The sequence below is a fragment of the Flagellimonas algicida genome (assembly GCF_049629585.1).
In the GTDB taxonomy this organism is placed as follows: domain Bacteria; phylum Bacteroidota; class Bacteroidia; order Flavobacteriales; family Flavobacteriaceae; genus Flagellimonas.
On record NZ_JBMYIX010000003.1, the window covers coordinates 224,500 to 239,630 of the forward strand.

The window sequence follows — 15,131 nt, forward strand, 5'->3', positions numbered from 1 at the left end:
TTTAGGGCAAGCAAAACAATTTATGGCAGGAAACCCAACAATACGACTTAACAAAGTTCTCAGGGAATTGAACATTTCACTTGATCGAGCAGTGGACTACCTTTCCTCACAAGGTCATGAGGTAGAGGCCCGTCCCACTACAAAGATTACGGACGAAGTGTATCAAGTACTGTTGGATGAGTTCCAGACGGATAAGAGTAAAAAGGTAGCTTCCAAGGAGGTTGGTGAAGAAAAGCGCAAGGAGAAGGAAGCCATCAGGGTCCAAATGGAGCAGGAACAGGAAGAACGCAGACTGGCTAGGGAGAAGAGAGAGGCTGAACAACAGGTGATAAAAGCCAAAGCTGAACTTTCCGGTCCCAAGACTGTGGGTAAAATAGATTTGGACAAAAAGCCGGAAACGCCCAAAGAAAAGGAAAAGGAGTCCGAAGAAAAGGTGGAAGCTCCCAAAGTGGAAGTGGAAGCTCCCAAAAAAGAAGAGGCTGCTCCCCCAAAAGAGGTCAAGAAGGTAGAGGTAAAAGAGGAGAAGGAAGAAGCGCCAGCGGAGTCCGGTACCATCAAAACCCAATACAAGAAACTGTCCGGCCCAAAGATTACGGGAGATAAGATAGACCTTTCGCAATTCAACAAGCCCAAAAAGAAGAAAGAAGATCAGAAAAAATCCGATGCCAACGGATCTGATAGCAGCGCAGATAGAAGAAAGAGAAGGAAGCGAATTGTAAAGAACGATGCCCAGTCTGGCGGAGGACGTCCGAATAGGGGTAACGGACCCGGTAGAAGAGGTGCCCAAAGAGGTGCTGTTCCCAAAGTGGAGCCTACCGAGGAAGAAGTACAAAAGCAGGTGCGGGAAACCTTGGAAAAACTCCAAGGGAAATCCAGCAAGGGCAAAGGAGCCAAATATAGAAGGGAGAAAAGGGATCAACACCGTCAACAGACCGAAAAGGACCTGGAACAGCAAGAGTTGGAGAGCAAAATCCTCAAGGTAACGGAGTTTGTTACCGTGAACGAAGTGGCCACCATGATGGATGTGTCCACAACACAGATTATCTCCGCTTGTATGTCCCTTGGTATCATGGTAACCATGAACCAACGTTTGGATGCAGAAACCCTTTCCATTGTTGCCGATGAATTTGGGTACGAAGTGGAATTTGTCACTGCGGAAATCGAAGAGACCATAGAGGAGGTGGAAGATGCTCCGGAAGATATGGTGGCAAGAGCGCCGATCGTTACCGTTATGGGTCACGTAGACCATGGTAAGACCTCTTTGTTGGATTATGTCAGGGAAGAAAATGTGATTGCCGGAGAAAGTGGAGGTATTACCCAGCACATTGGTGCCTACGGGGTAACGCTGGAAAACGGACAACGGATTACCTTTTTGGATACACCGGGTCACGAGGCATTTACCGCAATGCGGGCACGTGGAGCCCAGGTCACCGATATTGCCATCATCGTGATTGCTGCGGATGACGATATCATGCCACAGACCAAGGAGGCCATTAGCCATGCCCAAGCGGCTGGGGTGCCCATTGTGTTTGCCATAAACAAGGTGGATAAACAGACTGCCAATCCAGATAAGATCAAGGAAGGCCTTGCCCAGATGAACCTTTTGGTGGAAGATTGGGGAGGAAAGATCCAATCCCATGACATATCTGCTAAGACAGGTCAAGGTGTCAAGGAATTGTTGGAAAAAGTATTGTTGGAAGCAGAGCTACTGGAACTCAAAGCCAATCCAGACCGATTGGCCTCAGGTACCGTGGTGGAGGCCTTTTTGGATAAAGGACGAGGATATGTTTCAACAATCTTGGTCCAGACCGGTACCCTAAAGATTGGGGACTACGTATTGGCCGGGACTTGCAGTGGTAAGGTAAAGGCCATGCAGGATGAGCGCGGTAAGAATGTGAAAAAGGCTGGACCGGCAACGCCAATCTCAATTTTAGGGTTGGATGGTGCACCACAAGCAGGGGATCGATTCAATGTGTTGGAGGATGAGCGGGAAGCAAAACAGATTGCGGCCAAACGTTCGCAATTGCAGCGTGAGCAGTCTGTACGGACACAGCGACACATTACCTTGGATGAAATTGGAAGACGAATCGCGCTGGGCGATTTCAAAGAGCTCAACATTATCCTTAAAGGAGATGTGGATGGTTCTGTGGAGGCCTTGACAGATTCCTTCCAAAAACTGTCAACGGATGAGATCCAAGTGAATATCATCCATAAAGGTGTGGGTGCCATTACGGAATCCGATGTGTTGTTGGCCAGCGCCTCCGATGCGATCATTATAGGATTTAACGTTAGGCCAATGGGCAACGCCCGTATCGTGGCAGAGAAAGAAGAAATCGATATCAGGACCTATTCCATCATCTACGATGCCATCAATGATTTGAAAGACGCTATGGAAGGCATGCTTTCGCCAGTGATGAAAGAAGAGGTGACCGGAAATGCCGAGATCAGGGAAACCTTCAAGATCTCCAAGATCGGAACCATTGCAGGTTGTATGGTCACTAGTGGAAAGATTTTCAGAAACTCACAGATCAGACTTATCCGTGACGGGGTGGTCGTCTTTACCGGCGAACTGGCATCCTTGAAACGATTTAAGGACGATGTGAAGGAAGTCTCCAAAGGCTACGATTGTGGTCTGCAGATCAAGAACTACAACGACATCCGGGAGGGTGATATCGTAGAAGCCTTCCAAGAGGTGGCCGTGAAGAAAAAACTCTAAGAGGTTACCCAATTATATAGAAACAAAAAATCCCGTCCAAGACGGGATTTTTTTATTTGGAATCATGCTCCGGTTTGAGGAGCATGGCATCTGGATATTTTTTTCGGACTTCAAGGTACTTTCGTTCCGCCTCCAATTTGGTCTTGAACCGACCAAGGCGAACCCGGTAGGTGGGTGACTCAAATTCAATTTTGGAATCCCATCCCGGAAAATCAATTTCAACCTGGGCCTTGAGGTTCTGTGCTTTTTGATAAGAGCCAAAACCTACTTGGATCTGATAAAACTCAGCTTTTGAGTTTACTTCGGCATAGCGCTTCACCAACTCATCTATTTTAGGGTCCTGCTGTATGGAAACGGTTCCTTCCTGGGCGGAAATATGTAGGGCAAAGCCTGTAAAAAGAGCAATAAATACAAGAGTCTTCATATAATTCAAGTGTTTTGACATGCGGTCATGGTGCAAAAGTAAATTTTTATGGTCTAACCCCGCTGAACCCACTTTATTTAGAATCTTTATAAATTAGAAGTTATAAATACCTTAACATTTCAAAAAATGGCGCTATGTCGTACTTTTGTGACCAATTTTGGTAGGACTGGAAGCTATTGTTCTCAATATCAATAGAAATAATCATGCCAAAGATTTCGATAGAAATTTCGTTAATATGAAAAAGGTTTTGTACCGCCATCTATTTTCTAAAATTTTAGGTTTCTCTCTCCTATTTTTCTCCATTTCATTCTATGCGCAGGAAGAAGCTGCCGCCGACGCAGGTGGGGGCGACCCGGCAAAAGGGAAACAGCTCTTTAACCAGAACTGTGCTGCTTGCCACGCCCTGGACCGTAAAATGACCGGTCCTGCATTGGCTAACGTGGAAGCGCGTTTGTCGGAGGATGAGGGATTGGATAAGGAATGGCTTTATGCTTGGATCAAGAACAGTCCAGGGTTGATAAGCTCGGGGGATTCCTATGCAAATGCAATTTACGCCGAGTACAATCAGGCGGCAATGACGCCTTTTCCAACCTTGTCCGATCAAGACATCGATGATATTTTGGCCTATACGGCCGCACCGCCTGCGAAACCTGCGGCTGCTCCGGCAGCGTCAGGTGGAGGTGATGGAGGGTCCGTTGCGTCTGGTGGAATATCCAATGAAGTGATTTTGGGGGCTTTGGCGTTGGTGTTCGGTCTGTTGGTCGTGATGTTGATTTTGGTGAACAAGACCTTGCGTCGCATCGCGGAGGCCAATGGAGTTGTGTTGGAGCAAGAGAAAGAAAAACGTCTTCCCATTTGGAAAGCGTTTGCCAAAAACCAGTTTTTGGTCTTGGTAAGTGCCATTTTCCTTTTGTTGGCCAGTGCGTATTTCGCTTATGGATGGATGATGCAGGTGGGTGTCGATCAAGGATATGCTCCGGTACAGCCCATTCACTTTTCTCATAAAATCCACGCTGGTGACAATAAGATAGATTGTAAATATTGCCACTCTTCGGCAAGGGTTTCAAAAACATCGGGGATACCTTCCTTGAATGTTTGTATGAACTGTCACAAGTCCATCTACCAATATGCTGGTAATCCCGAGGGGCCATCAGCTGAAGATTTGGCTGCAGGGCACACCAATGAGTTCTACACGGCTGAGATCAAAAAGCTGTACAAAGCTGTTGGGTGGGATGAGGAAAATCAATCCTACACTGGCGAGACACAGCCGGTACAATGGGTGAGAATCCATAACCTGCCCGATTTTGCCTATTTCAACCACTCCCAGCACGTTTCTGTTGCGGGCGTTGCCTGTCAGACCTGTCACGGTCCTGTGGAAGAGATGGAAGTTGTGGAGCAATTTGCACCATTGACCATGGGTTGGTGTGTGAACTGTCACAGGGAGACCAATGTGAAGATAGAGGGTAATGCTTACTATGAGGCCATTCATGAGGAATTGTCCAAAAAGTATGGCGTTGAGCAGTTGACCGCGGCCATGATGGGTGGTATAGAATGTGGTAAGTGTCACTATTAAGAATTAAAGGAAGATAATCTCAGATATATCGTATGGCATCAAACAAAAAATATTGGAAAAGTGAAGCGGAGTTGAATCCGAACGATTCCATTGTTGAGACGCTAAGACAGAACGAATTTACAGAACAGATTCCCGTTGATGAGTTTTTGGGGGACAAGGAGAACCTGTCCGCTTCAAATACCAACAGAAGGGACTTTCTAAAATATGTTGGGTTCAGTACGGCAGCGGCGGCTGTTGCTGCTTGTGAGGGACCGGTCCATAAGTCCATACCCTACGTGGTGCAGCCGGACAATATTGTTCCAGGTGTGGCCAACTATTACGCAACCACTATTGCGGATGGTTTTGATTTTGCCAGTGTTTTGGTAAAAACAAGGGAAGGAAGACCTATAAAAATAGAAAACAACACCGATGCCAAGGTGAATGGAAGTGCCAATGCAAGGGTTCAGGCCTCTGTGTTGACACTGTATGATAGCAAGCGGGTTCAAGGGCCAAGTGCTAATGGTGAGCCTGTGGAGTGGAAAGTGTTGGATGCTACGGTAAAAGCGAAATTGGGTAGTTTAAAAGGGTCTAACCGACAAATTGTTTTGTTGACCCAGACCTATGCAAGTCCATCTACCGATAAATTGATTGCCGAGTTCAAGGAAGCTTATGGTGAAAATGTGAACCACGTGGTTTATGATGCCATTTCCGAAGACGCTGCACTCAACGCATTCAATGAAGCCTATGGCGAACGTGCCTTGGCTGATTACGATTTTGAAAAAGCGGAATTGATCGTTTCCTTCGGGGCTGATTTCTTGGGAGATTGGCAAGGAGGAGGCTATGATAGTGGATACGCCAAAGGACGTGTGCCCAAACATGGGAAAATGTCCAGGCATATTCAATTGGAGTCCAATATGTCTTTGTCCGGAGCCAATGCGGATAAACGTTATCCCATGACCCCGACCCAGCAAAAAATTGCCTTGGCCAAGTTGTATGGCAAATTGAACGGCAGTAGTGTTGGTGGAGGAACTTCCGATGTGGATGAGGCTGTGGATAAGGTTGCTTCCGAGTTGAAAAAAGCCGGAAGCAAAGCCGTTGTGGTCACTGGGCTTAATGATGTAAATGCACAGACCGTTGTTTTGGCCATCAACAAATTATTGGCCAGTGAGGCTTTTGATGCGGAAAACCCAAGATATGTTCGTCAGGGTGATACGGCCAAAGTGGGCAAGTTGATTGCCGATATGAATGCCGGTCGAGTTGGCGCTTTGATCATGGACGGGGTGAATCCTGCGTACACATTGCCCAATGCCGAGGAGTTCGTATCCGGACTTGAAAAGGTTGATGTTTCCGTGGCATTTGCGTTCAATAACGACGAAACCGCCCAAGCGGCTGGTTATGTAGCTGCTGCTTCCCATTACTTGGAGTCTTGGGGCGATGCGCAGTTCAAAAAAGGACAATATACTTTAATGCAACCTGCCATCCGACAGTTGTTTGATACAAGACAGTTCCAAACGGCCTTGTTGACTTGGATGGGCAGTGAAAAAACATATTACGATTACATCAAGGAAACTTGGAGTACAGATATCCTTCAGGGAGGGTCTTGGAACAAGGCGCTTCAGGATGGGGTTTTTGTGGCTTCTGCTCCTGTTGCCCAAGAGGAGGGTGCTGTTACGGCCTCTCAGGTTGAGGTGGAAGAAGCGGAAGGCGAATCCACAGTGGTTCCCATTGCCTCCGCAATTCGCTCCTTGGTGAATGCTACCAGTACTGGAACGGAATTGGTGCTATATTCCAAAGTAGGTATGGGGGATGGCCGACAGGCCAACAACCCATGGTTGCAAGAGTTCCCTGATCCTATTTCAAGGGTTTCTTGGGACAACTACGTGACCATTTCCAAAGCCGATGCCGAAAAATGGGGTGTGGAAAACAAGATGGTCGCCGATGGTGGTGTCAATGGTAGCTATGTGAAATTGACCGTTGATGGAAAAGTATTGGAAAGTGTTCCGGTAATCGTGCAGCCTGGTCAGGCGATAGGTACCGTGGGACTTTCTTTCGGATATGGTAAAAAAGCCGGAATGCAATCTGAAATGGCCACAGGGGTAAATGCTTACGCCTTGTATACCAATTTTTCAGATGTTCAGTCCGTAACCGTTGAAAAAGTGGGTGGAGAGCATGAGTTTGCATGTATCCAGTCGCAAAAAACATTGATGGGTAGAGGGGATATCATCAAGGAAACCACCTTGGAGATCTTCAATACTAAAGATCATGCTGAGTGGAACCATATGCCACAGGTTTCATTGAACCACAATGAAATCCCTGTGACTTCTCCAGATGCCGACCTTTGGGATGAGTTCGATCGTTCCGTGGGGCATCACTTCAACTTGTCCATCGACTTGAATGCTTGTACGGGATGTGGGGCTTGCGTTATTGCTTGTCACGCTGAAAACAACGTTCCTGTTGTGGGTAAAGCGGAGATGCGTCGTTCACGCGATATGCACTGGTTGCGAATCGATAGATATTACTCTTCAGAGGAGACCTTTGAGCAGGATAATGAGAAGAAGGATGGAATGGATGGTCTTTGGGGCGAAAAAGGTTCCTTGGGCGGATTCAGGGAGATGGAAGATCCATCTGCCAATCCTCAGGTAGCCTTCCAGCCCGTAATGTGCCAGCACTGTAACCATGCACCTTGTGAAACGGTTTGTCCGGTTGCGGCCACTTCGCACAGTAGACAAGGTCAGAACCATATGGCCTACAACCGTTGTGTAGGTACAAGATATTGTGCCAACAACTGTCCGTATAAAGTACGTCGATTCAACTGGTTCTTGTACAACAACAATGACGAGTTCGATTTCAATATGAACAATGACTTGGGCAAGATGGTCATCAATCCAGACGTGAATGTTCGTTCAAGAGGGGTAATGGAAAAATGCTCCATGTGTATCCAAATGACACAAAAGACCATTTTGGATGCCAAGCGGGATGGACGTGTCATCAAGGATGGTGAGTTCCAAACAGCCTGTTCTGCGGCTTGTAGCAGCGGAGCTATGGTATTTGGAGATGTTAATGATCACGACAGTAAAGTTGCCAAGTTGAAGGAGGATGATAGAATGTACCACTTGTTGGAGCATGTGGGTACAAAACCCAATGTGTTCTATCATGTTAAGGTAAGAAACACCAACGAGGCGTAATCAATAAAAAGAAGTAACTAGAAGATAAATTATGGCGTCGCATTACGAAGCACCTATTCGAAAGCCCTTAGTACTTGGAGACAAAGGATACCACGATGTAACCGTGGACATTGCCCGTCCGGTAGAGGGAAAGGCCAATAAACAATGGTGGATTGTCTTCACTATTGCCCTTGTGGCATTCCTTTGGGGTCTAGGATGTATCATTTATACCGTTTCCACGGGTATTGGGGTTTGGGGTCTAAACCGAACCGTTAACTGGGCCTGGGATATCACCAACTTTGTATGGTGGGTAGGTATTGGTCACGCAGGAACCCTGATTTCGGCGGTACTGTTGTTGTTCCGTCAAAAGTGGAGAATGGCGATCAACCGTTCCGCAGAGGCAATGACCATCTTCTCGGTAGTTCAGGCCGGTTTGTTCCCGATCATCCACATGGGTCGCCCATGGTTGGGATATTGGGTACTTCCCATCCCTAACCAATTCGGTTCCCTTTGGGTGAATTTCAACTCGCCATTGCTTTGGGACGTATTTGCGATTTCAACCTACCTTTCTGTATCATTGGTATTCTGGTGGACGGGTCTTTTGCCTGACTTCGCCATGATCCGTGACAGAGCGGTAAAACCTTTCCAAAAGAAAATATACAGCTTGTTGAGCTTCGGTTGGACAGGTCGTGCCAAAGACTGGCAACGTTTTGAGGAAGTTTCCTTGGTATTGGCCGGTTTGGCAACACCTTTGGTACTTTCCGTACACACCATCGTATCGTTTGACTTTGCTACTTCGGTAATTCCAGGATGGCACACGACCATCTTCCCACCGTACTTTGTTGCCGGTGCGATTTTCTCTGGATTTGCCATGGTGAACACGCTTTTGATCATTATGCGTAAAGTGTGTAACCTTGAAGCGTATATCACTGTACAACATATTGAGTTGATGAACATCGTAATCATGATTACAGGTTCCATCGTGGGATGTGCCTATATCACGGAGTTGTTCATTGCTTGGTACTCTGGAGTGGAGTACGAACAGTACGCCTTCTTGAATAGGGCTACCGGGCCTTACTGGTGGGCTTACTGGTCCATGATGACCTGTAATGTGTTCTCTCCCCAGTTCATGTGGTTCAAAAAGCTACGTACCAGTATCATGTTCTCTTTCTTTATCTCTATTGTGGTAAACATAGGGATGTGGTTCGAGCGTTTTGTGATCATTGTTACCTCATTGCACAGGGATTATCTGCCATCTTCTTGGACCATGTTCTCCCCAACCTTTGTGGATATCGGAATATTTATCGGGACCATAGGATTCTTCTTTGTATTGTTCCTATTGTATTCCAGAACATTCCCTGTTATAGCGCAGGCGGAAGTGAAGTCCATTTTGAAATCATCAGGGGAAAAGTACAAGAAGCTACGGGATGCCGGAAAGCCATTGTATGAAATGCCGGCCAAAGGCGGTTCTAAAAAGGTGGAGGCTCCCAAGGCTGAAGTAAAAGAGGTTGATCCAAAACAAGTTTCATCCCTCTTGGAAGCTATCGGTACATTCGACCCTGAAACGGATACTGCGGATGACTTGAAAAAGGTCAAAGGCATTGGTCCTCAAATGGAGGAAGCCTTGAACCAAATAGGCATCCATACCTTTGCACAGGTAAGTAAAATGACCGAAAAAGAATATGATCTGTTGGATTCCATTACCGGTTCCTTCCCAGGAAGGGCACAGCGTGATGATTGGGCAGGTCAAGCAAAAAAATTAAACGATAAGAAATAGTTATGGCATCAAAAGTTATTCAGGCACTTTACCACGATGACGATGTGTTGATGCATGCCGTAAAGAAAGTGAGGGCAGAGCACCATCATATAGAGGAAGTATACACCCCTTTCCCAGTTCACGGTTTGGACAAGGCCATGGGATTGGCAGATACGCGAATTGCGATCACTTCCTTCATGTATGGTTGTTTGGGATTGACCGTTGCCATTGTGATGATGAACTACATCATGATCGAGGATTGGCCCCAAGACATTGGAGGAAAGCCCAGCTTTAGCTATTTGGAAAATATGCCCGCCTTTGTTCCGATCATGTTCGAGTTGACGGTTTTCTTCGCGGCTCACTTGATGGTGATCACGTTTTACCTAAGAAGTAAAATGTGGCCCTTCAAAAAAGCGGAAAATCCCGATAAACGTACTACGGACGACCATTTTTTAATGGAAATTGGAGTACACGATAATGAACAGGAGTTGACCGATTTGTTGTGGGAAACAGGAGCGGTGGAAATAAAAGTTACAGAAAAGGAGTCTTAATACTATGAAACTACTAGGTAAAATAAGTGTTGTATTGGCCTTGGTGTTGTTTGTTGCTGCTTGCGCTGACAAGAACAGACCAAACTACCAATTTATGCCAAATATGTACGAAGGCGTAGGATATGAAACCTATCAAGGAGTGGATAATGGACTGTTCCCTGAAGGAACAGAGGCCATGTTGCCTGTGGAAGGAACCATCTCCAGAGGATATATGCCCTATGAGTTCGAAAATACTCCTGAAGGAAAAGAACTGGCCAGATTGAACACAAGTCCATTGGATTCTTTGGATACAGAAGCAAACTTGGCCGTGGGCAAGGAATTGTATGATATCTATTGTGCAGTATGTCATGGTGCCAAAGGGGATGGACAAGGAAACTTGGTAAAACGTGAAAAAATATTGGGTGTTCCCAGCTATAGTGATGCGGCAAGAAACATTACCGTAGGTACTACGTACCATACCATTTACTATGGTTTGAATTCCATGGGCTCCTATGCATCTCAGTTCGCCAACGAAAAAGAGATGTGGCAGGTGTCGGAATACGTGATGAAGTTAAAGGAGGACCTAACAAAATAATTGGATAAGAGTAAACTATGTACACCTTTTCAAACAGACTTAAAATAGGATCTTTCATTGCCATGGGGCTTGGAGTTATTTTCTTGGCCATTGGTTTTCTATCGGCTCCATCAACAGTGGAAGAGGCAAAGGCCATTGTGGCTGCCCATGATGATGGCCACGGAGGTGGTCACGGACAAGAGGCCGTAAGCCATGGAGGTGATCAAGGCCATGGGGAAAGTGCCGCACACGGTGCAGAAGCTTCGCATGATGAAGGACATGATGCCTCCCATGATGAGCATTTGTTGCACCAACTACAGAACAAGCCATGGGCCGCTCTGTATGTAGCTGCTTTCTTTTTCTTTATGATCGCTTTGGGAGTATTGGCCTTCTACGCCATACAACGTGCCGCGCAGGCAGGTTGGTCGCCCTTGTTGTTTAGGGTCATGGAAGGGATTACCTCATACTTGGTACCCGGGGGTATCGTAGTTTTTGTGATTTTGGTACTCTCTGTAATGCACATGAACCATATGTTCGTATGGATGGATGCCGATGTTGTGGCACACGACGAACTGCTACAAGGAAAAGCAGGGTATTTAAACCCGACCTTCTTCTTGGTAAGGGCCGCCATATTTTTGGGTGGATGGATTTTTTACCGTGAGTATTCCAGAAAACTTTCATTGGCTCAGGACGAGTCTGATGACGATAGCAACTTTATAAAGAATTTTAGATGGTCTGCCGGGTTCTTGGTATTCTATCTGGTTACCGAATCCATGATGTCATGGGATTGGATCATGAGTTTGGACCCACACTGGTTCAGTACCCTTTTTGGATGGTATGTGTTTGCCAGTATGTTCGTATCAGGGATTACTGTGATTGCTATGGTGACCATTTACCTGAAATCCAAAGGATACTTGGAGCAAGTGAACAATAGCCACATCCACGATTTGGCCAAGTTCATGTTCGGTATCAGTATTTTCTGGACATACCTGTGGTTTGCCCAGTTTATGTTGATCTGGTATGCCAACATTCCCGAGGAGGTTACCTATTATGTGGCACGTTTCCAAGATTTCAAACTGCCGTTCTTTGCCATGTTGGCGATGAACTTTGTGTTCCCATTGTTGGTGTTGATGAACAGCGACTACAAGCGAGTCAACTGGTTCGTGATCATGGCAGGTATCGTGGTATTGGCAGGACACTATTTGGATATCTTCAATATGGTTATGCCGGCAACTGTAGGGGACCAATGGTATATTGGATTGCCCGAAATAGGAGGTATATTGTTCTTTGGAGGTCTATTTGTGTACTGGGTGTTCAATACCTTGACCAAGGCTCCGTTGCAGCCCAAGCGCAATCCATTTATTGAGGAAAGTAGACATTTTCATTATTAATACGATTTAAGTCTTAGATAAGTATACAATGACTGCATTATTAACATTGACTGTTTTAGTACTGGTGGCGATTGCGATATGGCAAATGACCAAGATTTTTGAATTGTCCCAACTTAAAACAGAGAAGGCCGAGATAGCAAACGATACCGATAACAAAAACAACGGATATCTGTTGTTTGCATTCCTGATATTCATCTATGGAATCACCATATTTTGTTTTGCAAAATATACCAAAGTGTTGTTGCCTGAGGCATCATCTGCCCATGGTGGGGAATACGACCAATTGATGTGGGTGTCCTTTGCAATCATCTTTTTTGTTCAGTTTATCACACAGGCCTTGTTGCACTATTTTGGGTACAAGTACCGTGGGGAAGAAGGAAGAAAAGCATTGTTTTATGCAGATAACGACCGTTTGGAGTTCATTTGGACCATCATCCCAGTAGTGGTTTTGGCCGGATTGATCCTTTGGGGATTGTATACCTGGACCAACATCATGGATGTCAATGATGAGGATGACCCCTTGATCGTTGAGCTCTACGCCCAGCAATTTAACTGGACGGCCCGTTACGGTGGGGAGGACAACGTTTTGGGAGATGCCAATGTGCGCTTGATCGATATTGATAAGGCCAACATATTGGGCTTGGATGAAGCGGACCCCAATGGAGAGGATGATGTCATTGTAAAAGAATTGCACTTGCCCGTGGGCAGAAAGGTGAACTTTAAGATGCGTTCCCAAGATGTGCTTCACTCAGCATATATGCCGCACTTTAGGGCACAGATGAACTGTGTGCCAGGAATGATCACACAATTCTCGTTCACACCTACCGTGACCACGGAAGAAATGCGTTTGAACCCTGATGTAGTGGATAAAGTAAAACGCACCAATGCCATTAGGGCAGAATGGGCAGCAGAGGGAAGACCGGATTCCGATCCATGGGAGTTCGATTATGTATTGCTCTGCAATAAAATTTGTGGAAAGTCGCACTATAACATGCAAATGAAGATTATAGTGGAGACCGAAGAGGAGTTCAACAAATGGATGGCGGAACAGGCTACGTTCAAACAAACTGTAGCACCCGCAGAATAATTTAGGCTAGGAAAGAAACCATAACAAAACTTAAGAAGATTATGTCAGCTACCGGACACGACGAACACGGACACGAAGATCACGGGCATCATCATAAAGAGACCTTTATTACCAAGTACATCTTTAGTCAAGACCATAAGATGATTTCCAAGCAGTACCTGATTACGGGTCTTATCATGGGATTCATCGGTATTGCAATGTCCTTGTTGTTTAGAATGCAATTGGCATGGCCAGGGGAGTCTTTCCCAATCTTTGAGGCCCTACTGGGAAAGTGGGCGCCTGATGGGGTCATGGATGCCGATATTTACTTGGCATTGGTTACCATTCACGGTACCATCATGGTATTCTTCGTGCTTACCGCCGGATTGAGTGGTACCTTCAGTAACCTATTGATTCCATTGCAGATTGGTGCAAGGGATATGGCTTCCGGTTTCTTGAATATGGTTTCATACTGGTTGTTCTTCCTTTCTTCTTTGATCATGGTAATTTCCCTGTTCGTTGAAGCTGGGCCTGCTGCAGCTGGTTGGACCATCTATCCACCATTGAGTGCATTGCCCATGGCGCAACCCGGTTCCGGTATGGGTATGACCCTATGGTTGGTTTCCATGGCTATATTCATTGCTTCCTCATTGTTGGGTTCATTAAACTATATTGTAACCGTACTTAACCTTAGGACCAAGGGAATGTCAATGACACGTTTGCCATTGACCATCTGGGCGTTCTTTGTAACAGCGGTTATCGGTGTGATTTCATTTCCGGTGCTTCTTTCAGCAGCCTTGTTGTTGATCATGGACCGTAGCTTTGGAACATCGTTCTTCCTTTCCGACATCTTCATTCAAGGTGAGGTATTGCATTACCAAGGAGGTTCGCCCGTATTGTACGAGCACTTGTTCTGGTTCTTGGGTCACCCGGAAGTATATATTGTTATTTTGCCAGCGATGGGAATCGTTTCCGAAGTAATGGCGGTAAACGCACGTAAACCTATTTTTGGATACCGTGCCATGATTGCCTCTATTTTGGCCATTGCGTTCCTTTCTACGATTGTATGGGGACACCATATGTTCATCTCGGGAATGAACCCATTCTTGGGCTCTGTATTTACATTTACTACGCTTTTGATTGCGATTCCATCTGCCGTTAAGGCCTTTAACTGGATAACCACGCTGTGGAAAGGAAACCTGCAATTGAACCCAGGGATGCTATTCTCCATAGGAATGGTATCTACCTTCATCACTGGAGGTCTAACGGGAATTATTTTGGGTGATAGTACGTTGGATATCAACGTTCACGACACCTACTTTGTAGTGGCCCACTTCCACTTGGTAATGGGTATATCTGCACTATATGGATTGTTTGCCGGGGTATACCACTGGTTCCCCAAAATGTTCCAAGGACGTATGATGAACAAGAATTTGGGATATATCCATTTTTGGGTAACGGCGATAGGCTCCTACGGAATCTTCTTTCCCATGCACTTTGTGGGAATGGCTGGGGTGCCAAGACGTTACTACCAGAACACTGCGTTCCCAATGTTTGACGATTTGACCAATATCCAAGTATTGATGACCGTATTTGCCATCATCACTGCAAGTGTACAGTTGGTATTTGCCTATAACTTCATCGTTAGCATATTCTACGGTAAAAAAGGTCCGAAAAACCCTTGGAAAGCCAATACGTTGGAATGGACCACACCTCAAGAACACATTCATGGAAACTGGCCAGGTGCCATTCCACATGTAACCCGTTGGGCATACGATTACAGTAAGACCTATGAAAATGGGGAGTACATTATAGCTGGACAGGATTTTGTTCCGCAGAACGTACCGCTTCAGGAAAATGAGGAAGAACTCCACCACTAAGGTGAAAACATATAAAGAAAGCCCATCCAATCCGGATGGGCTTTTTTGATTGTAGCATATTGAATCACAAGAGTTAGC

At 45.8% G+C, this 15,131-nt stretch carries 10 protein-coding genes; 9 read left to right on the top strand and 1 reads right to left on the bottom strand.

The features are described from left to right. The first annotated feature begins 22 nt into the window (after nucleotides 1-22). Nucleotides 23-2,716: a translation initiation factor IF-2 gene (infB, locus tag ACPD8L_RS14865; RefSeq protein ID WP_423944203.1), complete on the top strand. Its 2,694-nt coding sequence runs from the start codon at nucleotides 23-25 to the stop codon at nucleotides 2,714-2,716. 52 nt (nucleotides 2,717-2,768) lie between these two features. Here infB and ACPD8L_RS14870 read toward each other — a convergent pair whose 3' ends face one another. Beyond that, nucleotides 2,769-3,140 carry an SPOR domain-containing protein gene (locus ACPD8L_RS14870; RefSeq protein WP_116217215.1) on the bottom strand — a complete coding sequence of 124 codons (372 nt, stop codon included), beginning with the start codon at nucleotides 3,138-3,140 and terminating at the stop codon, nucleotides 2,769-2,771. Nucleotides 3,141-3,375: 235 nt separating this feature from the next. Between ACPD8L_RS14870 and ACPD8L_RS14875 the strand changes: the two genes are divergently transcribed. From ACPD8L_RS14875 to ACPD8L_RS14910, 8 genes are read left to right on the top strand one after another with little or no spacing between them, the layout of a single operon-like run. Next, a complete protein-coding gene (locus ACPD8L_RS14875; protein ID WP_423944206.1) occupies nucleotides 3,376-4,713 on the top strand; it encodes a c-type cytochrome in 1,338 nt (445 codons plus the stop codon). Nucleotides 4,714-4,745: 32 nt separating this feature from the next. Continuing rightward, nucleotides 4,746-7,877, top strand: coding sequence for a TAT-variant-translocated molybdopterin oxidoreductase (locus ACPD8L_RS14880; protein ID WP_421810841.1), 3,132 nt, complete (start codon nucleotides 4,746-4,748; stop codon nucleotides 7,875-7,877). A gap of 31 nt (nucleotides 7,878-7,908) precedes the next feature. Beyond that, on the top strand, nucleotides 7,909-9,633 hold the full coding sequence (nrfD, locus tag ACPD8L_RS14885) for an NrfD/PsrC family molybdoenzyme membrane anchor subunit (protein WP_116217217.1): 1,725 nt from the start codon (nucleotides 7,909-7,911) through the stop codon (nucleotides 9,631-9,633). Nucleotides 9,634-9,635: 2 nt separating this feature from the next. Beyond that, entirely contained in the window at nucleotides 9,636-10,163 is a 528-nt protein-coding gene (locus ACPD8L_RS14890) for a DUF3341 domain-containing protein (RefSeq protein ID WP_116217218.1), read from the top strand. 4 nt (nucleotides 10,164-10,167) lie between these two features. After that, nucleotides 10,168-10,737, top strand: a complete 570-nt coding sequence (locus ACPD8L_RS14895) for a c-type cytochrome (RefSeq protein ID WP_116217219.1) — start codon at nucleotides 10,168-10,170, stop codon at nucleotides 10,735-10,737. Between the two features lie 17 nt (nucleotides 10,738-10,754). Further along, the gene (locus ACPD8L_RS14900; protein ID WP_116217220.1) at nucleotides 10,755-12,107 is read left to right on the top strand and encodes a quinol:cytochrome C oxidoreductase; all 1,353 of its coding nucleotides are present in this window, start codon (nucleotides 10,755-10,757) and stop codon (nucleotides 12,105-12,107) included. A gap of 28 nt (nucleotides 12,108-12,135) precedes the next feature. Beyond that, nucleotides 12,136-13,194, top strand: coding sequence for a cytochrome c oxidase subunit II (locus ACPD8L_RS14905; protein WP_116217221.1), 1,059 nt, complete (start codon nucleotides 12,136-12,138; stop codon nucleotides 13,192-13,194). A 41-nt stretch (nucleotides 13,195-13,235) separates the two neighbouring features. Then, complete coding sequence (locus ACPD8L_RS14910) at nucleotides 13,236-15,053, top strand: cytochrome c oxidase subunit I (RefSeq protein ID WP_423944212.1); 1,818 nt, start codon at nucleotides 13,236-13,238, stop codon at nucleotides 15,051-15,053. The last annotated feature ends 78 nt before the right edge of the window (nucleotides 15,054-15,131 follow it).

Excerpts from the sequence above, each read along its gene's own strand:
- ACPD8L_RS14895 (WP_116217219.1), top strand. The coding sequence starts at position 10,168 with ATGAAACTACTAGGTAAAATAAGTGTTGTATTGGCCTTGGTGTTGTTT.
- ACPD8L_RS14900 (WP_116217220.1), top strand. The coding sequence starts at position 10,755 with ATGTACACCTTTTCAAACAGACTTAAAATAGGATCTTTCATTGCCATG.
- ACPD8L_RS14870 (WP_116217215.1), bottom strand. The coding sequence starts at position 3,140 with ATGAAGACTCTTGTATTTATTGCTCTTTTTACAGGCTTTGCCCTACAT.
- nrfD (WP_116217217.1), top strand. The coding sequence starts at position 7,909 with ATGGCGTCGCATTACGAAGCACCTATTCGAAAGCCCTTAGTACTTGGA.
- ACPD8L_RS14910 (WP_423944212.1), top strand. The coding sequence starts at position 13,236 with ATGTCAGCTACCGGACACGACGAACACGGACACGAAGATCACGGGCAT.
- ACPD8L_RS14880 (WP_421810841.1), top strand. The coding sequence starts at position 4,746 with ATGGCATCAAACAAAAAATATTGGAAAAGTGAAGCGGAGTTGAATCCG.
- ACPD8L_RS14890 (WP_116217218.1), top strand. The coding sequence starts at position 9,636 with ATGGCATCAAAAGTTATTCAGGCACTTTACCACGATGACGATGTGTTG.
- ACPD8L_RS14905 (WP_116217221.1), top strand. The coding sequence starts at position 12,136 with ATGACTGCATTATTAACATTGACTGTTTTAGTACTGGTGGCGATTGCG.
- ACPD8L_RS14875 (WP_423944206.1), top strand. The coding sequence starts at position 3,376 with ATGAAAAAGGTTTTGTACCGCCATCTATTTTCTAAAATTTTAGGTTTC.
- infB (WP_423944203.1), top strand. The coding sequence starts at position 23 with ATGGCAGGAAACCCAACAATACGACTTAACAAAGTTCTCAGGGAATTG.